We start from the raw sequence: 19751 nt of genomic DNA on the forward strand, positions 1-19751 counted from the left end.
TGATGTCAGCGCCATGATCAGACTCACGGTCGACGACGAGAGCCTGCATACGATGCGTCTGGCGTTCAGCCCGCTGTGGGAGACGATCGGAAGCCTGGGAATTCTCGCCAGGTACCGGGGCGAGGCCCCCTCGCCGTACGCGAACTGGGCGCGCACCGTTCGAGACACGACGCCCGCGAAACTGACCGCCGAGCTCGTTGAGGCATTGCGAGCGCCGCAGCCGTCGTTGATCGTCCCGGCTGCCCTGCCTGTACCGGACCCCACGCGGAACACCATCACGGCCGAGCTCAGCCGCCTGGTGGAGACATCGGGAGGCGACGCCGGTGTGCGCCGTGCCGCGGGTCTGCTGAAGAGGTACTGGGACCACGCGGTCGCCCCCTACTGGACATCGATCCGCTCATCGCTGGAGGACGAAATCCTCTTACGCGGCCGAACTCTCGCCGTGGAAGGGCCCGAAGCGATGCTCCACGAGATCGGCGGACGTGTGCTCTGGTCGAATCCCCTTCTCACGGCGCCCTATCACCGTGACCTGGCGAGCAACCTCACCCGGTCGCGACTCCTTCTGGTGCCGACGGTGTTCGCGGGCGGACTCAGGTTGTTCGTCGAACACGACGATCGGGTGGCCATGTCCTACCAGGCACGCGCGGCAGGATATTTCCACGTGTTGACGGCCCGGTCGGTGCCCCGGGAAACCGAGGACAGGCTGGCACTGCTGCTCGGCAGGGCGCGAGCACAGGTCGTACGCGTTCTGGTGGAGCCGAGGACGACCACGGCTGTGGCCCAGGCACTGGGGCTTGCCAAGAGCACGGTCTCCCAGCATCTCGCGGTGCTGACAGATGCCGGCTTCGTGTGGAAACAGCGGCTCGGCGGCCGGGTCTTCTACCAACTGGACCGCAACGGCCTTGCGCTGCTCAGACAGCTCGGTCTGTGAGGTTCCTCGCCCGGCTGAACGCGAACACGGGCTGCGGTTCGGCCTGCTGAACAACCCCGACTTCGGGAAGGACCTGATGGACGGCATTCGAAGGGACCTAGTCCACGCCGATGACGACCTCGCGCCGATGGCGGCCGCGGCACCCGGACTCGCGTACCGGTGGGCGGCCACGGCTGGTCTGGTGTGGTCGTGAGACGCTTCGTGGTTCTCGGGCTCAGGTCTCTGCGGCGGCGGTGCTACCGGCCGCCCCCCACCCCCGACTGCCGGCCGTCCGACCCACTGGACGAGTTGATCGACGCCGAGGAGTGGGCCCGCGGCGAGCACACGTCCGGCGAGGAACACTTCCCGCACGCCGGACGGTCGTTCCACGTCGAGACGATGACCGAGAACGGCATGCACGACGTCGTCAAGGTGACCGCGTCGAACCCGCACGCGGTCGGCGCTCCCCTCGCGGGCCTGTCCACCGAAGAGCTGGCCGCCGTACGTTCGGTCGTACGCGCCGCGCTCGACCTCACCGGGCACCAAACCGGTCGCGCCGTTACCGAGGTCGCTCTCACCGAGGCCGGTCCACGCATCGTCGCGTTCCGGATCGAGCACACCTGACCTGCGCGGATGTCTCCTTACCGGGAGCAGGGCACCGGAGCGGGAACGATCCGGGACCGGCCACCCGCATTTTGGTCTCACCAGCAGACACGACCTGACAGGGAGACACCATGGGACGCAGGTTCGCCGCTCTGATCGCCGCCGTTGCTGTCATCGCCCTCCTCAGCGCCGTCCACCACGACGGCGACGGCAACCACCCGCTCGCCGAGGACAAGGGCCCTACCGTCATCGAGCAGTGAACCCCGCGGCCCGGAAAACTCCGGGGCACGACGTCGGCTTTCGGGGACGCCGAGAGCCGTGAACAGTCCCTCCGCCGCGGCCCAGTGGGTGCCCGCCGTCAACTCGTCGCCCAGGGCACGGGTCGCCATCGCCATCCCCCTCAGCGCATGGGCCTCCTCCATCCGGTAACCGATGGCCGACGCCACCTCGCATGCCTGTACGTGCAAGGACAGCGCCTTGTCGTGGTCACCACAGGCACCGAACAGTCGGCCGAGCATGTTCGTCACTTTGGCACGGCGCAGCGGTGACGCACTCCGCTCGACCAGGGTCTGTGCCTGGTCGGTGTATTCCCCGCAGGCCTCGGAATCCCCGCGTTGACTGGCGAGTATCGCCGACAGGGCGAGGGTGACCGCGGCCTGGCCGGGGTCCGTCCGCTCGTCGTACAACGTCCGCGCCTCGACCAGGGAGCTCTCGGCCGCCGCCAGTTCGCCCATCCCGACCTGCGCCAGCGCGAGGTCGGTGAGGGCGACGAGTTCCGTCTCGTGCCGGCCGGCTTGCCGGGCCAGCGTGATGGCCCGCCGGGCGCTGCCGGATGCCTCCGCGTAACGGCCCCACTGCTCGTACAACGCGCTCAGCACGGTCAGGCTCTCGGCCTCCGCGCAGGGCGTACCCAACTCGCGCTCCAGGGCGACGGCCGCCTCCAGATGGCCCAGCGCCTGATCGAACTGCCCTCGCATGCTCTCGTGCAGACCGAGGGCGCCCTCGCTGTGCGCCTGGGTGGGGCGGTCTTCCGCGACCACTGCCAGATCCCGGCCCTCACGCGCCGCGCTGACGCCCTCCTCATGCAGACCCAGCTTCCAGCAGGCCACGCTGAGATTGGAGAGGCAGATGCTGAGCAGCCCGGCCTCGCCGATCCGGCGGGCGGCGGCCACCGCGGTGCGGCTGACCCGCCTGAACTCATGCAGGCTGCCCCGCAGGTTCAAGTAGAAGGCCAAGTTGCGGACGAGGAACACCACGTGGCGGTCCAGGGATTCCCGCTCGGCGAGGTCGATGACCGAGACGAGGGTGACGTCCTCCCGCGCGAACCACGCCTGCGCGTCGTCTGCCTGGCGGAAGCTGGGCAGCGAAGCCGCAGACCGGGGCAGCCCGGTGGGGCGTTCGCCGCGGCCGGGAAAGAGGACCGCGCAGGCCGCTTCGCTAGCCGCCAGATAGTAGTCGACCAGCCGCCCGGCGAGGGCCGGTCCGTTCTTCCTCGGCATCCGGTCGTACAGGCTGAGGGCGAAGCTACGCACCAGGTTGTGGTAGGCGTACAGACCCACATCCGGCTGCTGAAGCAGGTGCACGTCCAGCAACCTCTCCAGCCGGTCCTCGGTCTCGCGGACGTCGAGTCCGAGCATGGCCGCGGCGGAGAAGACGTCGACGGCACGGCCGGGATGGACGGACAGCAACAGGAACAGGGAGCGGCAGTCAGCGCCCAATCCCTGGTAGGACAGGCGCAGGGTGGTGGCCACGCCACGCTCGCCGGAGTTGAGCTCGTCCAGCTTGTACGTCTCGTCGCGCAGCCGCTCGACCATGTAGCGCAACGACCACGACGGCCGGTTGCGCAGCCGCGCGGCGGCGATCCGCAGCGCCAGCGGAAGGTGGCCGCAGAGTCGGACCAACTCGGCTGTCTCCGACTGCTCGGCGGCGGTCCGCTCGGCGCCGAGGACCTCCGCGATGAGGCTCGTGCTCTCCTCGGGCGCCATCACGCCGATGGAGATCCACTCCGCGCCGTCCAGGTCCACCAGCCGGGCCCGACTGGTGACGATCACCAGACAGTCGGGGGATCTCGGCAGCAGGCCGATCACCACGGTGACATCCGCGGCGTTGTCCAGCAGGATCAGCATCCGCTTTCCGGACAGCTCCGATTGCCACACCGCCGCCCGTCCCGGCAGGTCGTCGGGGATGCGCTCCTCCGGCACACGGGCGGCGCGCAGCAGGATCTCCAGCGCGGTGGCCGTGGTGACCGGTTGTTCGTAGGGGGTGTGGCCGCGCAGGTCGATGTAGAGCTGCCCATCGGGGAACTCGTCGGCGAGCCGATGGGCAGCGCGTACGGCCAGCGAGGTCTTGCCGGAGCCGCCCATTCCGTCGAGGGCCACAATGCGGGTATGCTGGCCCCGCTTGCGCACACTCGCCGTGATCTGACTCAGCTCCCGTTCCCGGCCGACGAAGTCGGCCAGGTCGTAGGGAAGGTTACGGGGCGGATCGGCGGGCGCGGCGGTCGGCGGCTCGATGGGAGCGGGCGCCGCCAGTGAGGGGTGCTCGCGCAGCATGTTCTCGTACAGTCGGCCCAGCGCCGGGCCGGGGTCGACCCCCAGCTTCTCGACGAGCCGCTCCCGGACTTTGCCGTATTCGTCCAAGGCCTCCGCGCGGCGTCCGGAGCGATACAGCGCCAGCAGCAACTGGCCACACAGCGTCTCGCGCAGTGGGAACCGACCGACATATCCGCGCAGTTCGCTGATCAGCTCCGCGGTCTCGCCGAGCGACAGCCGCAGTTCGAAGTACCGCTCGACGGCGGCCATGTGACGCTCGCCCAGCAGCACCGTGGCGGTCTCGATCACCGGGCCGTCCAGCCCTGACAGCGCTGGCCCGCGCCACAAGGCGAGGCCGGCGCCCAGCGCCTCGGCCGCCTCCCGCAGCCGCCCGCTCGCAGCCAGCTCCTTGCCCTGGTCCAACCATCCGGTGAACTCATGCAGGTCAAGCTGGGTCGGCGTCACCACGGCCGTGTAACCGGGCCCGTCGGTGACGAGCACCTGACCGCCCTCGGGAATCCGGCTGCGCAGATTGGCCACGCTCTTACGGATCTGATGGGCGCCCGTGGCGGGTGGATCCTCACCCCACGCGGCCTCGATCAGCCTCGGTACGGGGAGCATGTGGCCGGCGTCGAGCAGCAGCGTGGCGAGGACCCGGCGCTGGATCGGGCCGCCGAGTTCGAGCCGGACACCGCCAGACCAGGCCTCGAGCGGACCCAGCATGTTGAACCGCAGGCCGCCGCCGTTCATACCCGCCATCCGCAACCCTCCCCCGTGCCGCATCAGCGAAGCGAGCCCCCCTCGTATATGCGGATCATAAGACACCCTTCAATGATTTGGTACCAGCCCGGGATGAGAACGGGAACGGGGCGGCGCAGACTCCGAACTGCGGATGAGTCCTCGAATACGGCCGGTAACCGCCGACAGCGGCGAGTCCGTGCGCTCCGGAGGTGTATCGATGTGATCAACCATTCTCTGGTCGGACCTCGCCTGCTACGCAGCCATACCCAGGAGAAACTCTCCGATCGCTCAGGTGAAAGTGTCCGGACCATCCGCAATTATGCACGTGGGCTGATCCGCAAACCTCGCCGCAGCTCCGTCGACATGTTGCTGGGGATACTCGACCCCGACCTGTGCCGACAGCCGCAGGAGCAGTCGACAGGAGAGCGAGGTGCGGCAGTTGCGCAATTTTGTGACCGCCCGCCAGGTGGTGGTTGGCCGCGCCGGGCCGAACCGGCACGTCGCGGGCCTGCCAGGCGGTGCCGCCGAGCGCGGGCCACTGGTTCGCCGACGGCGTGGCCGTGGCCGAGTCCCGCCGAGGGTCATCTGGACACGTCGGAGACGACGAGGCCTCCGCACGCGGCCCGAGGCCCGGCCGAAGACCGCCACATCGCGGACTTTTTCCATACGAAGCGCCACCAAAGCGCGGCCAGCGGGGAACCGCCCCGTCGAGTTCGAACGAATTATCCAGGAAGCGCGAGCCCGGACCGTTTAGCAAGGCCGGGCCGCATAACCAACACCGCTACAAAAAGCTGAGGATCACCGTGCGTATGCGTCGTGAGGCAGACAGTTGTGCGCTGCCTTGCGGAGGTCGATTGACGAGGGGACTCCAGCCTTGAATCAGGTTGATGCGATGTCGATATCAACTCTCTACGAAGACCCGATGCCCCAGGCCGACGGCGGCGCAATGGACGAGTTCCCCGCCGGGCGGGGGCCCTGGGTCGTCCAGTTGGCCCGCCTCTCGCTCGGTCGGTCACCACGGCTGGGTGGAACAGACGAGGAGCATGTCGCGCGCCTCGCGGAGGTCGACGGTGAACTCCCGCCGATCATCGTGGACCGGCGGACGATGCAAGTGGTCGACGGCGCCCATCGATTCATGGCCGCGGCGCTCAACGGAAGAGCATCCATCAGCGTCGAGTTCTTCGACGGCACCGCCGAAGACGCGTTCCTCCGCGCCGTCGAGGCGAACGTCACGCATGGACTCCCGCTGTCGCGCGCCGAACGGCGCGCCGCCGCGGCTCGAATCATCGCGTCGCACGCCGAGATGTCCGATCGGGCGATCGCCAAGGTCGTCGGCATGGCGGCCAAGATCGTTGCAGAGATACGGCACGCGGCCCAGGACGTGTCGTCGCTGCCGGCCGCCCGGGTGGGACGCGACGGCAGATCCCGGCCGTCGAGCACAGTGGAAGGCCGGCTCAAGGCCGCCAAACTGCTGGAGGACCATCCACAGTCATCGCTGCGAGAGGTGGCGAAGAGCTCTGGGATATCGCCGAGCACGGTGGGCGATGTGCGCCGCCGGCTGGCACGAGGCGAAGACCCGGTACGGCAGGCGCACGCGTCCGACGAGAGCCGCCGACCGGATCCGCCCCGGTCACTCCGGCCAGTCGCAACGCCGGACGCCCGGGTGTCGCCGGCCCGGCGCCGCTTGGAGTCGCGCCCGCTGCGGGCCTCGCTGCCGACGGTGGCCGATCCGGCCAGCGTCGTCACCAAGCTCGCCCATGACCCCTCCCTGCGCTACAACCAGGCCGGACGCCAACTTCTGCGATTGTTGCAGGCGAACGCGTCAAGCCTGCGGGAATCGGCCTCTCTCGCCTCGGCGGTGCCTTCATACAGTGTGCCGATCATGGTGCAACTCGCGCGGCGGTACGCGCAGCTGTGGGACGACTTCGCTCAGGAACTCGAAGGGTCCGCTCGTCTCATGCCCGAGAGCAGAGTGAGGGGGGCGTAGCTCTCCAATGTCCCGCATCGGCCGGTGGAAATTCCAAGTGACTCCGACATGGCATGGGGAATGGGTACGCACCCGATGACTGAACCGTCCGATACTCTGCACCCGGCGATCTCTTCGGAGGGGGCGGCTCATCCCGGTCAGCAGGATGCCGGTTTCCTGATCCGCGGCAAGTACGTCCTGACCTCGTCCGAGCCAGAGATGATCTCGGACGGTGCCGTGCGAGTGGTGGGCGACACGATTGCCGACATCGGGTCGTTCGCAGATCTGTCCGGCAGGTTTCCTTCCTGTGCCGTTCTCGGCGGGCCCAACGATATCGTCACTCCCGGTTTCATCAACACTCACGGGCACTTCTCCGAAGCCCTCGTCACGGGAATCGCGGAGAACTACGCTCTCGGCGACTGGCTTCGGGTCCTGATCGACGCCGTCGCCCCGCGCCTCGACCGGGAAAGTGCCTTCATCGGTACGCTGCTCGGCGGTGTTCAGATGCTGAGGACCGGGATCACGCTGACGAACGACATGTTCGTCTGCGACCCGAGGACGACACCCGTCACGCCTGGAGTCGTCCAGGGCCTGGAGGAGCTGGGCCTGAAGGGCATCGTCTCCTATGGCGCGAGTGATCGGCGGTCAGGGACTTCAGTGGAGGGCGTGCTCGCCGAACATGCCGCGCTACGTGAGGCCGCGGCCAGCAGCACGCTGTGCCGGTTCCGCGTCGGTATAGCGACGGTGGCCGCGCAAGCCCCGTCGATGTTCGCGCGGTCGGTTGACCTCGCATCGTCGTATGAAGACGGAGTTCACATCCACCTTCATGAATCACGAGAGGAGATCGAGTTCATCCGGGAGTCCCGGCACATGAGCCCGATCGCGTACTGCGCGCAGCACGGACTGTTCGATTCGCCGACACTCGCCGCACACTGCGTCTGGCTCGCGGACGCCGACATCCGTCTCCTGGCGTCGTACGGCGTCGGCGTAGCGTACAACCCGGTGTCGAACATGATCCTCGCGTCGGGGGTGTGCCCGGTTGCACGGCTGCGTGGCAGTGGGATCAAGGTCGGGCTCGGCGTCGACGGCCCGGCCAGCAATGACCGCCAGGACATGTTGGAAACGATCAAGACCGGCGTCCTCCTCCAACGTCTGGATCAGCTCGACCCCGCCGCGCTGACTGCGCGTGCGGCCCTCCGCATGGCGACCATCGAAGGTGCCGCCGCGCTGAACCTGGACAACGCGGTCGGTTCACTTGACCCCGGAAAGGCCGCCGACCTGGTTGTCTTCGACGGTGGGTCACCGGCCCTCGCCAATGTCCACGACCCGTTCCAGGCGATCGTCTACTGCGCGGGAGCTCGCGAGGTGAAGGACGTATGGGTGGCGGGACAGCGACGGGTCGCCGACGGCGAGTTGCCGGGCGTCGACGTGACCGCTCTGGTGCGCGAATCGCGCAAGCTGGCCCGCTGCCTGGCTCAGCGGGCCGACCTCGGGGCACTGTCGTTGCTCGCGGCACCGGGCTGAAAGGAAGCTTCGGCGCGTTCGGGCCAGCCGGAGTGGGGTGTAGGCGGCGAGGATCATCCAGGTCCAGCGGTCGGCGTCATCAGCCGCGCGACTACCGCCGCGCCGCCCACACATTGGCCGACGTCGCATCCGGCATCACCAACCTGGCAACATAATTCTCGCCGGCTGACCACCGGCCCCGCCCCAGGGCAACGCCTCCCACCTGGTTGCGAGACGTCCCCTAGACTGCCCGATGGCACATGGCAGCGTGTCACACACGATGGGAAAGCCACAGCGAAGCCGGGCGACCTCCACAGATCGTTCGGCGACATGGAAGGACGAATGCTGATGAGGTCGGCGGAAATCCGCAAACGCTGGCTCGGATTTTTCGAGGAGCGCGGGCACACGGTCGTGCCTTCGGCACCGCTAATCGCGGACGACCCGACCCTGCTGCTGGTACCTGCAGGCATGGTGCCTTTCAAGCCATACTTTCTCGGCCAGGAGAAGCCGCCCTTTCCGCGGGCCACAAGCATCCAGAAATGCGTTCGCACCCCGGACATCGACGAGGTTGGCAAGACTACTCGCCATGCCACTTTCTTCCAAATGTGCGGCAATTTCTCGTTCGGTGACTATTTCAAGAAGGAAGCGATCACCCTCGGTTGGGAACTGCTGACCTCCCCGCAGGACGCGGGCGGCTACGGCATGGACCCCGAGCGGCTGTGGATCACCGTCTTCCACGAGGATTCCGAAGCCGAGGCGATCTGGCGCGATGTCGTCGGCGTCCCGCCGGAGCGGATCCAACGCCTCGGCATGGGGCCGAACTTCTGGTCCATGGATGTGCCCGGGCCCTGCGGACCTTCGTCGGAGATCTGCTACGACCGCGGCCCTGAGTACGGCCCCGAAGGCGGCCCGGCTGTCAACGACGAGCGCTACATCGAACTGTGGAACCTCGTGTTCATGCAGTACGAGCGAGGTGAAGGAACCGGAAAGGAGGACTTCGAGATCCTCGGCCCGCTGCCGGCGAAGAACATCGACACCGGCCTCGGCCTCGAGCGGCTGGCGATGATCCTCCAGGGTGTGAACAACATCTTCGAAATCGACACCTCGCGTGCCGTCATCGACAAGGCGACCGAGCTGACCGGAGTTGCGTACGGCACGGATCCGAAATCGGATGTCTCGCTCCGCATCGTTTCGGACCACATGCGGGCCTCGGTGATGCTCGTCGGGGATGGGGTCACACCCGGCAACGAGGGCCGCGGCTACGTGCTGCGCCGGATTCTGCGCCGCGCCATCCGCAATATGCGTCTACTCGGCTCCACCGGGCCGGTGGCCAAAGACCTGCTCGACACCGTCCTCGAAATCATGGGTGAGCAGTATCCCGAACTCCTGGCGGACCGCTCGCGTATCGAAATCGTCGTGCTGGCGGAAGAGGCCGCATTCCTCAAGACACTGAAAACCGGCACCGCCATCCTCGACGAGACGGTCATCGAGACCAAACGCCGCGGCTCCTCCGTCCTGGGCGGCGACCAGGCGTTCATGCTGCACGACACTTACGGCTTCCCCATCGACCTGACCCTGGAAATGGCAGCCGAGCAGGGCCTGCAGGTCGACGAGGACAGCTTCCGGCAGCTCATGAAGCAGCAGCGGGACCGGGCCAAGGCCGACGCTAGGGCGAAGAAGGCCGGCCACGCCGACCTGTCCGCCTACCGGGGGGTTGCGGACCAGGCCGGGGCCGTCGAGTTCACCGGATACGAGTTGTTGGAGGACGAGGCTTCGGTCGTCGGCCTGCTGGTCGACGGCGTCCCTTCGCCCGTGGCGTCCGAGGGCGACGACGTCGAGATCGTCCTGGACCGGACGCCTTTCTACGCCGAGGGCGGCGGCCAGTTGGCCGACCACGGCCGAATCCAGACACATGCGGGCGCGACCGTGACGGTTCACGACGTGCAGCAACCGGTGCCCGGCGTCCTCGTGCACTCGGGCAGGGTGCTGGTCGGCGAAGTCACTGTCGGCTCGACGGTGCTCGCGACGGTTGACGTGGAGCGCCGTCGTGCCGTCTCCCGCGCGCACTCGGCGACTCACCTGACGCACCAGGCGCTCCGTGACGCGCTCGGCCCGTCGGCCGCGCAGGCTGGCTCGGAGAACTCGCCCGGGCGGTTCCGCTTCGACTTCGCCTCACCGTCCGCGGTGCCCCACTCCGTGCTCGCGGACGTCGAGCAGGAGATCAACGAAGTGCTGGCCCGGGAACTGGAGGTGACGGCCGCGGTGATGCCCCTGGAGGAGGCTCGCAAGCAGGGGGCTGTCGCGATGTTCGGCGAGAAGTACGGCGACCGGGTGCGCGTTGTCACCATCGGCGACTACTCAAAGGAACTGTGCGGCGGAACGCATGTTCGCAACACCGCGCAACTCGGCTTGGTGAAGCTGATGAGCGAGTCGTCCATCGGCGCGGGCGTACGACGAGTCGAGGCACTGGTCGGCGTGGACGCGTACCGCTTCCTGGCCCGCGAGCACACGTTGGTGAGGCAGCTGACCGAGTTGGTCAAGGGCAAGCCGGAGGAACTGCCGGACAAGATCGCCGGCATGATGGCGCGCATCCGGGAGGCGGACAAGGAGATCGACCGCTTCCGGCTGGACCGTCTCCTGCGGGCGAGTGCATCGCTTGTGCAATCGGCCGAGCACGTCGGCGGCGTTGCGCTGGTCGCGGCGAGGGTGGGCGACGGGATCGCCATGGACGATCTGCGGCGGATGGCACGGGATGTATGTGAGCGGTTCCCGTCCACGGAGGCTGTGGTCGCCTTGTTCTCCATCAAGGACGGCCGCCCGCTGTGTGTGATCGTGGTGAACGAGAAGGGGCAGGCGCGCGGACTGAAAGCCGGCAAGCTGATCCGTACGGCGATGACGGTCCTCGGGGGGCACGGAGGCGGCAAGGACAGCATGGCGCAGGGTGCGGGCACCGACCCGGGCGCCGTGGACCAGGCCATCGCCGCGGTGCGCCAGGCCGTCCTCGCGCAGAGTCCGTCGTAGCACAAGTAGAACCGTCAGCTTCTTCGGTTACCCCAGAACGCGACCGAAAGCGCTCTGGGGTAACCGAACCTGCTGCCAGAACAGTCCCGAATCAGCCCTTCAGGAGCTGTCTCGCCATGACGATCCGCTGCACCTGGTTCGTGCCCTCGTAGATCTGGGTGATCTTGGCGTCCCGCATCATCCGCTCGACGGGGTAGTCACGGGTGTAGCCGTAGCCGCCGAGCAGTTGGACCGCATCGGTGGTGATCTCCATCGCGGCGTCCGAGGCGAAGCACTTGGCCGCCGCGCCGAAGTAGGTCAGGTCGGCGTCGCCGCGCTCGGAGCGGCCGGCAGCCGCGTACGTCAACTGCCGGGCCGCCTCCAGTTTCATGCCCATGTCGGCGAGCATGAACTGCACGCCCTGGAACTCGGCGACCGCCTTGCCGAACTGCCGACGCTCGGCGACGTACCCCTTGGCGTAGTCGAGCGCACCCTGCGCGATGCCCACCGCCTGTGCGGCGATGGTGACCCGGGTGTGGTCCAGGGTCTTCATCGCGGTGGCGAAGCCGGTGCCTTCGGCGCCGATCATCCGGTCCGCCGGGATCCGGACATTGTCCAGGTAGACCTCGCGGGTCGGGGAGCCCTTGATGCCCAGTTTCTTCTCGGGCGCGCCGAAGCTCACCCCCGGATCGGACTTCTCGACCACGAAGGCGGAGATACCCCTGGACCGGGCGGTGGGGTCGGTCGTCGCGAAGACGGTGTAGAACTCCGAGACACCGGCGTTGGTGATCCATCGCTTCACGCCGTTGAGCACCCAGTGATCGCCGTCACGTACCGCCCGGGTGGTCATCGCCGCCGCGTCGCTGCCCGCCTCCGGCTCGGAGAGGCAGTACGAGAACATCGCCTCGCCGCTGGCGACCGGAGTCAGGTAGCGGCGCTTGAGATCGTCGGAGCCGGCCAGCAGCAGCGGCATGGTGCCCAGCTTGTTCACCGCCGGGATCAGCGAGGACGAGGCGCAGGCCCGGGCGACCTCCTCGATCACGATCGCCGTGGCCAGCGCGTCCGCTCCGGCCCCGCCGTACTCGACCGGGATGTGCGGCGCGTGGAAGTCGGCGGCACGTAGCGCGTCGTACGACGCCTTCGGGAACTCACCTGTCTCATCGGCCTCGGCCGCGTGCGGAGCCACCTTGGCCGCACAGACCTCACGGACCGCTTCCCGGATCGCCTCGTGCTCCTCCGGCAGGCGGTACGCGTCGAACGACTGCTCTGCGGCCATGTCAGCCCCTCCCCTTCACCGCTATCATGCGCAGTCTGTAGCGTCACCTGGACACCCACCGCGCAGACTGAAGGATAACGACCACAGTTCAGGCGATGTTACCGGCGCGTAGGCTGGGGCAAGGCGAAACTCTGAAGCCACTCGGCGATGATGGAACCCAGCAGACGACCACCACCTCTCCGGCGCCCCGCCATGGCGCCGCAAAGGAATGCGACGCAGCCACGCGGCGCCAGTGTGAGCGGAGAAGACAGGCGTGACCATCCCGTACCCGAACACCCAGCCGGTGCCCGCCATCGCGGCGGTCACGCCCCCCTCGGGCGCCTCCCGCCCCCGGGTGACCTTCCTGGGCACCGGCTACCTCGGCGCGACCTACGCCATCTGTTACGCCGAACTCGGCTACGAGGTGCTCGGGTTCGACGTCGACGCGGACAAGATCGCCAAGCTGAACGCGGGTGAGGTGCCGATCCACGAGCCCGGCCTGGACGAGTTGCTGCGGCGCAACCTGGCCGCCGGTCGGCTGCGGTTCAGCACCGACATCGCCGAGACCGCCGAGTTCGGTGACGTGCACTTCATCTGCGTCGGCACCCCCCAGCGGGCCGACGGGATGGGCGCCGACCTGTCGTACGTCGAGGCGTCGGTCACCGGCCTGGCGCAGCACCTGACCCGCAAGGCGCTGATCGTCGGCAAGTCCACCGTTCCGGTCGGCACCGCCGAGTGGGTGGAGCAACTCGTCGGTAAGCACACCCCCGCCGACCTCGGCGTCGAGGTGGCCTGGAGCCCCGAGTTCCTCCAGGAGGGCTTCGCCGTCGATGACGTGCTGCGCCCCAACCGGATCGTCGTCGGCGTCAAGAGCGAGTGGGCCAACGGCATGCTCTACGCCGCCCACAAGGGCGTGTTCGACCTCGCCGCCACCGAGGACCGCGAAGTGCCCCTGGTGGTCACCGACTTCGCCACCGCCGAACTGGTCAAGGTCGCCGCGAACGCCTTCCTCGCCACCAAGATCTCCTTCATCAACGCCATGGCCGAGGTCTGCGAGGCCTCCGGCGGGGACGTCACCCAACTCGCCAAGGCCATCGGCTACGACCCCCGCATCGGCAACCGCTTCCTCCAGGCCGGCCTCGGCTTCGGCGGCGCCTGCCTACCCAAGGACATCCGCGCGTTCCAGGCCCGCGCCCAGGAACTCGGCGCCGGCGAGGCCCTGCGCTTCCTGCACGAAGTCGACCTGATCAACCTGCGCCGCCGTACCCGCGTCCTGCAACTCGCCGCCGACCTGCTCGGCCGCCGTTCCGGCCCGGCCGGCCCCGACCTGTCCGGCACCCGCATCGCCGTGCTCGGCGCCACCTTCAAACCAAACACCGACGACGTACGCGACGCCCCCGCCCTCGCCGTCGCCGCCCTGCTCCACAAGGCCGGCGCCAACGTGCACGTCTACGACCCCCAGGGCATGGAGAACGCCCGCCGGGCGGTGCCGGAACTGACCTACGAGCCCGACATGGCCGAGGCGGTCACCGGCGCCGACCTGGTCTGCGTCCTCACCGAATGGGCCGACTTCCGCAACGCCGACCCCAGCCACCTCGGCGACCTGGTCGCGGGCCGCCGCATCGTCGACGCCCGCAACTGCCTCGACCCCGCACTGTGGACTCAGGCCGGCTGGGAATACCGCGGCATGGGGCGGCCTTGATCGACCCGTTCGGTGATGTTGGCGCTTGACCCGCCGACAACTGTCGAATTCCCGGCCCGCTTTGGGCATGCTGCGACAGTGGGAATCCACAGTGCGGGTGGAGGGGTGTCGTGGCGAACTTTCAGTGCCCTTCGTGCGGCCGGGGGATCAAGCCGGCGGTTCGCTGCCCGCACTGCGGCGCGCACCAGCCACAATGGGCCGATCATCTGGCGGAGATCGAACGATCCATCGCGGAGCTGAAGGCCCGCGAGGCCGCTATCGCCCGTGAGCAACGGCAGCTCGCCGCGAAGATGCAGGCCGCGCTCTTCCAGCGGGACATCCTCTCGCACGCCGGTAGTCAGGGTGACGAGCGGCTCCGGCAGGCCACCCGGCCCCGCCGCGTGCTACGTCGTCGGCCGCCGCGGCGCCCCACGTCGGAGGATGCGTCGCCATCCCGCGACGGAGCGACTCCGCCGCCCCGGGTCCCCCGGCAGGGCGCGGGCGCCCAGGGGCCACCGCCACCGACCGAACCCGTCTGGTTGGACGCCGACGACCCTGAGCACCCTCCGGAAGCCTCCTCACGGGAGGTCCAGAACATCCCGCTCGGCCTCGGCGCGCTGCTGCTCGGCGTCGCCGCAGTGGTGTTCGCCGTGGTCGCCACCAGCTCGATGGACGCGTTGGCCCGACTCGGCATCCTGCTGCTCGCGACGGTACTGATGCTGCTCGCCCCGCCGGTGCTGGTCCGGCGCGGGTTGACCTCCACGGCCGAGACCATCGCCGCGGTGGGTCTGCTTCTGGTACCGCTCGCGGGGTACGCGTTGTGGGCCGTGGACCGGATCGGCAACGGCGGCGCCTCCGGTGCCGTCTTCGCTGGAGTGATCTTCGCGGTGACCGCTGCCGTCTCGGTCGGCTACGCCGGGTGGACCAGGCTGCGCGCACCCCGGTTCGCCACCGTGCTGGCCGCCCAGCCGGTGGTGCCGCTGCTGGCGTACGACCGGATCACCGGCCCGGCGGGCTGGGCGCTGGTGCTGACCGTGGTCGCGTTGCTCGACCTGTGGCTGGCCCGTTCGCCGGTAACCGTGGAGCAGCCACTCGCCGATGGTGTGGCGGACTCCGGCCGGTCGGCAGCGCCCCGGCAGCGGTCGGCCGAGGAGAGCCAGGCCGACCGCCGGCCGGAGGCGGCGCCGGAGGAGGGCGGCGAACTGCTGGACCTCACCGTCGGCGGCACCGCGACCGGACCGACCCGACCGGTGCCCGGGCTGCGGGCACTGACCTGGGTGCTGCACGGAGTGGCGGTCGCCCTCGCCCTGGCGTACGCGGTGACCGCCCTGCTGCGGACCACCACCGTGCCGGGCGCGACCGGTGCCGGCCTGGTGCTCCTCCTCGCCGCCGCGGTCTGCCTGGCCGGGACGCTGGTGCTCCGCCGCCCGCCCCTGCCCGACCTGGGCGCGGGCGTGTTCACCCTCGCTGTCATCGGCGCCCTGGGGCGGATCGCCTCGGTGGCGCTGCCCGGTCGGGCCCTGCTACTGATCGCGGCGGTCATCACGGTCACCGGTCTGGCGGTCCGGGCGGTACCCGAGTCCGCCCGCCGGGGTCCCCAACTGGCCTCTGCGGTGGCGCTCACGGTCAGCGGGGTGGTGGTCGCCGGCAGTGCGCTGCGGGCCGGGATCGCCCCCGTCCAGGCGGCGCTGCCGGCCTGGGCGGCGGACCTCGACCGGTACCCGGCCGAACTGGCCGCCGCCGTGGGACCGGCCGCCTGGCAGCTCGCCGCCAGCGCCTTCCTGCTGACCGTGGCCGCGGTGCTGGCGCTGCCGCCGGAGATCCGCCGCGAGTTCGCGGTGACCGGTGCGGCGCTCACCGCGCTGGCCGTACCGGCCTCCTTCGGGCTGGCCTGGACGTTGGCGCCGTGGCCGATGGTGCTGGCCGCGATCGGCATCGGGGCGGCTGGCCTCTCCGCGCGTACGCCCCGCGCTGCGCTGGCGCACGCGGTGGCCGCCGCCGTGGTCGGGCTGGTCGGCGCGGGCGCGGCCCTCACCCGGCCGGCGCTGACCGCCGCCGTGCTGATCACCCTCGTCGTGGCCGGTGCGCTGATCGCCGCCGCTCCCCGGATCCGGCTCGCCCCGGCAGCGGCGGACACCGTATCCGCCTGGGCCGCCGGAGGTGCCGCCTTCGCCCTGCCCGGAGCGGTGGCCGCCTTCGTGTCGGCCACCCTGCCGGTGGACACCACGCCGACCCCGGCGAGCCTGCGCGAGGCGACCGTACCGGTGCTCGCGGCCAGCTTCCTCGCCTGCTGCGTCACGCTCGGCTACGCCGCCGTCGTGCAGGTGTCGCAACGCCAGATCCCGGTACCGCTGTCGGTGGGCACCGGTCTGGGCGCGTTGGTGGTCGCCGCGGCCGGTTTCGGCTCGCCAGGCGCCACCGTGGCGGACGCCTGGGTCGGCGCACTGCTGCTGGTCTCCGCGGTGCTGCTCTTTCTGGCTCCGTCGATCGACACCGGTCGCCGCTCCGATCTGACCCTGGACGGTTCCGACCTGGCGGCCGCTGCGGTGACCGCCACGCTGGTCGCCACCCTGTTACGGATCGGCACCGTGCTCGCGCCCAGCGGGCAGCTCGCCGTCGCCGCCGCGCTGGTCCTGGTGGTCGCCGTGGCGGCTCGGGCGATGCCCGAGGAGTGGCGACGCGGGCCGGTGCTCGGCCTCACGGTCGGTGGGTTGCTGATCGGGCTGCTGGCCGGCTGGATGGCGCTGCGCGGCGGCGTCGGCGTGCTGGCCACACCCGGCCCGATCTGGAACGGTGACCTGAGTGGTTGGCCGGCTGCGCCGACCGGCGGTACGACCTGGCAGGGACCGATCGCCCTGGTGCTGCTCGCGGTCGCGGCCGGCATCCTGCTGCCCCCGCCCTGGCGCTGGGACGTGGCCGGCGTGGCGGTGGTGCTCGCCACGATCGGTGCCGCCGCCGCGTTCGAGCTTCCCTGGTGGTCGCCGGTCCTGATCGGCGGCATGGTCGCCACCATCTTCGGGATGGCCGCGGTCGCCACGATCGATCCCCGGGCGGCGCTGTCCCGGATCACTGTGGCCGGGGTGGTAGCGCTGCATGCGGCCGGCGCCGGGCTGGTGCGGCCGTGGACGACCGCGCTGGCCCTGGGCAGCATCGTCCTGATCGGCGCGGTGGTGGCCGCGCTGGCCCGCAACATGGCCGAGCCACTCGTCGAGGACATCGAGGCGGAGGGCATGCCGCCGCACCTGGCGCAGATCGGTGGCGCGGGTGTGTGCGCGGCGCTGTTGGCGCTGCCGGGTGCCATCGCCGCTTTGGCCGTCGAGTTCGGCCACACCCCGCAGGTGGTGCTCACCGCCGGCCTGGCCGCATCCAGTCTCGGCCTGGCCGCGGTGGCCGCGGCCCGTCGGCAGGTTCCGCAGTACCTGCCCTGGGCCAGCGCCGGCGTGGTCGGTGGGGCGAGCGTGACCGCGCTCGCCGCCGTACCGATCGCCCTGCCCGTCGGGGTCTACGCCGCAGCGGCGGCGCTGCTCGGTGTGCTCGCCGAACTCGTCCGAGGGGCGACCGAGCCGCCGGTCGGCGCGGCCCAACCGGTACGCCGCTGGACCGTGCTGCTCGACGGGGCGCTGCGCCGGCTGCCCGACGACAACCGGCGCCGGTGGCGGGTGAGCCCGGCCGCCGGTGCGCTGGCCGCCGCCGCCCTGCCGACCGTACTGGCCCTGGTCTCCATCGCCCCGGCGCTGATCGCGGCCCTCGTCGATCCGCATCGCACCGTCGGCCGGATCTGGCAGGGACCACCGGCGGCCCTGCTCGACCCGCCGCCGGCAGCGGTCAACCCGACCCATGTGCTCACCGCGCTGCTGCTCACCGCGACGGCGGCCCTGGCCGCCACCGGGTTCAGCGGTGGCCGTCGGTCCCGGGCCGTGCCGGTGGTGCTGCCCGGCGCCGCAGTCACCCTGCTCATCGCCCCGATCGCGCTGGGCGGCGGCTGGCCGGCGAGCACCCTGTCGGCGCTGGCGGTGTTCACCATCTCGATGCTGGGGCTGGCGCTGACGCCGCCGCCGGCCCTGGTGGAACGGGCCCGCTCGTTGCGACTGGCCCGGGTCCTGGTCTTCGTGATCGGGCTGGCGGCCGGCGGAGCCGGCCTCGCCGGCAGTCTCGCCACCCGGCAGCTGACCCTGTTCACCCTCGGCGGTGCGGTCGGGGTCGGGCTGGTGGCAGCCCTCTACGGCCTCACTTCCCGGGCCCGTCTGCTCGGCTGGTTGTTCGCCTCGCTGATGGCGCAACTGTTCGTGCTCACCGCCGGCCTGGTGGCCGGGCTCGCCCCGGTCTGGTCGGCGTTCGGGGTGCTGGCGGTCGGCGCGGCGTTGCAGGTCTTCTCCGCCACTCTCCCCCGGCTCCGCCGTCCGGAGGCGCGTCGCGAGGCGGCGACCGTGGAGTGGAGCGGCCACGCCGCCGCGCTGATCGCGCTGGCGCTGGCCTTCGATTCACCTCGGCACATCGCCGCGCTGCTCGCCGCCTGGGGTGCGGTCCTCGGCCTCGCGGCGACCCGGCCCGGCCGCCGGCCGACGGAGCGACGGGTTCTGTTCTGGGCGGTGGTGCTCTGCGAGATCACCGCCTGGTGGATCCTGATGCGGGTCGCCGACGTGGCCCTGCCCGAGGCGTACACCCTGCCGTTCGCCGCGCTGGCCCTGCTGGTGGGGGTGCTGGAGCTACGCCAGCGCACCGACCTGAGCAGCTGGGTAGCGTACGGGCCGGCGCTGCTCGCCGCCTTCGTGCCGACCCTGGCGATCGTGCTGGCCACCGATTCGAGCACGATGCGCCAGGTGCTGCTGCTGCTCGGCGCGGTCGCGGTGCTGGTCTTCGGCTCGATGACGCAGCAGCAGGCACCGGTCATCGTCGGTGCGGTGGTCACCGCCATCGCGGCCGTGCACGCGCTGTTCAGCCTCGGTCCGTGGCTGGCACTGATCCCGGTCGGCTTCCTGCTGCTCATCCTCGGTGCCAGCAACGAACGCCGACGCCGCGCCCAGGAACGCCTACAGACCGCGCTTCGCGGCATGCGCTGAGTGTGGCGTCAGGCCAGGGAGGCGCGGAGTGCGGCGTCCTTCTCGGCGACCAGCTGCTCCAGGTCGGCCTGGTACGCCGACATCCGGTCGAGCAGGGCGCGGTCGGCGGTGGCGAGGATGCGGACGGCGAGCAGCCCGGCATTGCGGGCATTGCCGATGGACACGGTCGCCACCGGCACGCCGGCCGGCATCTGCACGATGGACAGCAGCGAGTCGATGCCGTCGAGGTGCTTCAGCGGCACCGGTACGCCGATCACCGGCAACGGGGTCACCGACGCGACCATGCCGGGTAGCGCCGCCGCGCCACCGGCCCCGGCGATGATCACTTTGAGCCCACGGTCGGCGGCAGCCCGACCGTAATCGATCATCTTGACCGGGGTTCGGTGCGCCGAGACCACCTCGACCTCGTACGGCACCTCGAACTCGGTGAGCACCTCGGCGGCAGCCTTCATCGTCGGCCAGTCCGAGTCGCTTCCCATGATCACACCGACCGTGCTCACG

10 protein-coding genes are annotated in these 19751 nt (G+C 70.0%); 7 read left to right on the top strand and 3 right to left on the bottom strand.

All coding sequences use genetic code 11. The features are described 5' to 3' along the window. Window positions 1-13: 13 nt before the first annotated feature. Window positions 14-931: a helix-turn-helix transcriptional regulator gene (locus KBX50_RS17240; protein ID WP_210938043.1), complete on the top strand. Its 918-nt coding sequence runs from the start codon at window positions 14-16 to the stop codon at window positions 929-931. Between the two features lie 189 nt (window positions 932-1120). After that, window positions 1121-1534: a hypothetical protein gene (locus KBX50_RS17245; protein WP_210938044.1), complete on the top strand. Its 414-nt coding sequence runs from the start codon at window positions 1121-1123 to the stop codon at window positions 1532-1534. A gap of 77 nt (window positions 1535-1611) precedes the next feature. On the opposite strand, the gene KBX50_RS17250 is transcribed toward KBX50_RS17245, so the two are convergent. After that, entirely contained in the window at window positions 1612-4803 is a 3192-nt protein-coding gene (locus KBX50_RS17250) for a BTAD domain-containing putative transcriptional regulator (protein WP_210938045.1), read from the bottom strand. A 904-nt stretch (window positions 4804-5707) separates the two neighbouring features. Between KBX50_RS17250 and KBX50_RS17255 the strand changes: the two genes are divergently transcribed. The 3 genes from KBX50_RS17255 (at window position 5708) to alaS (ending at window position 11275) form a co-directional block, all read left to right on the top strand. After that, window positions 5708-6772: a ParB/RepB/Spo0J family partition protein gene (locus KBX50_RS17255; RefSeq protein ID WP_210938046.1), complete on the top strand. Its 1065-nt coding sequence runs from the start codon at window positions 5708-5710 to the stop codon at window positions 6770-6772. Between the two features lie 75 nt (window positions 6773-6847). After that, entirely contained in the window at window positions 6848-8275 is a 1428-nt protein-coding gene (locus KBX50_RS17260) for an amidohydrolase family protein (RefSeq protein ID WP_210938047.1), read from the top strand. 327 nt (window positions 8276-8602) lie between these two features. Next, entirely contained in the window at window positions 8603-11275 is a 2673-nt protein-coding gene (gene alaS, locus KBX50_RS17265) for an alanine--tRNA ligase (protein ID WP_210938103.1), read from the top strand. Between the two features lie 91 nt (window positions 11276-11366). On the opposite strand, the gene KBX50_RS17270 is transcribed toward alaS, so the two are convergent. Continuing rightward, window positions 11367-12530, bottom strand: a complete 1164-nt coding sequence (locus KBX50_RS17270) for an acyl-CoA dehydrogenase family protein (RefSeq protein WP_210938048.1) — start codon at window positions 12528-12530, stop codon at window positions 11367-11369. Between the two features lie 253 nt (window positions 12531-12783). Here KBX50_RS17270 and KBX50_RS17275 point away from each other — a divergent pair, with 253 nt between their 5' ends. After that, on the top strand, window positions 12784-14211 hold the full coding sequence (locus KBX50_RS17275; protein ID WP_210938049.1) for a UDP-glucose/GDP-mannose dehydrogenase family protein: 1428 nt from the start codon (window positions 12784-12786) through the stop codon (window positions 14209-14211). A 110-nt stretch (window positions 14212-14321) separates the two neighbouring features. Continuing rightward, on the top strand, window positions 14322-19250 hold the full coding sequence (locus KBX50_RS17280; protein WP_210938050.1) for an SCO7613 C-terminal domain-containing membrane protein: 4929 nt from the start codon (window positions 14322-14324) through the stop codon (window positions 19248-19250). Between the two features lie 8 nt (window positions 19251-19258). Here KBX50_RS17280 and purE read toward each other — a convergent pair whose 3' ends face one another. Continuing rightward, complete coding sequence (gene purE, locus KBX50_RS17285) at window positions 19259-19750, bottom strand: 5-(carboxyamino)imidazole ribonucleotide mutase (protein ID WP_093406682.1); 492 nt, start codon at window positions 19748-19750, stop codon at window positions 19259-19261. Window position 19751 lies beyond the last annotated feature (1 nt).

The organism is Micromonospora sp. C51 (assembly GCF_018070435.1).
GTDB classification, from domain to species: Bacteria; Actinomycetota; Actinomycetes; order Mycobacteriales; family Micromonosporaceae; genus Micromonospora; species Micromonospora sediminimaris.

Coding starts and splice junctions, on each gene's coding strand:
- KBX50_RS17240 (WP_210938043.1), top strand. CDS start 14: ATGATCAGACTCACGGTCGACGACGAGAGCCTGCATACGATGCGTCTG.
- KBX50_RS17250 (WP_210938045.1), bottom strand. CDS start 4,803: ATGGCGGGTATGAACGGCGGCGGCCTGCGGTTCAACATGCTGGGTCCG.
- KBX50_RS17255 (WP_210938046.1), top strand. CDS start 5,708: ATGCCCCAGGCCGACGGCGGCGCAATGGACGAGTTCCCCGCCGGGCGG.
- KBX50_RS17260 (WP_210938047.1), top strand. CDS start 6,848: ATGACTGAACCGTCCGATACTCTGCACCCGGCGATCTCTTCGGAGGGG.
- alaS (WP_210938103.1), top strand. CDS start 8,603: ATGAGGTCGGCGGAAATCCGCAAACGCTGGCTCGGATTTTTCGAGGAG.
- KBX50_RS17270 (WP_210938048.1), bottom strand. CDS start 12,530: ATGGCCGCAGAGCAGTCGTTCGACGCGTACCGCCTGCCGGAGGAGCAC.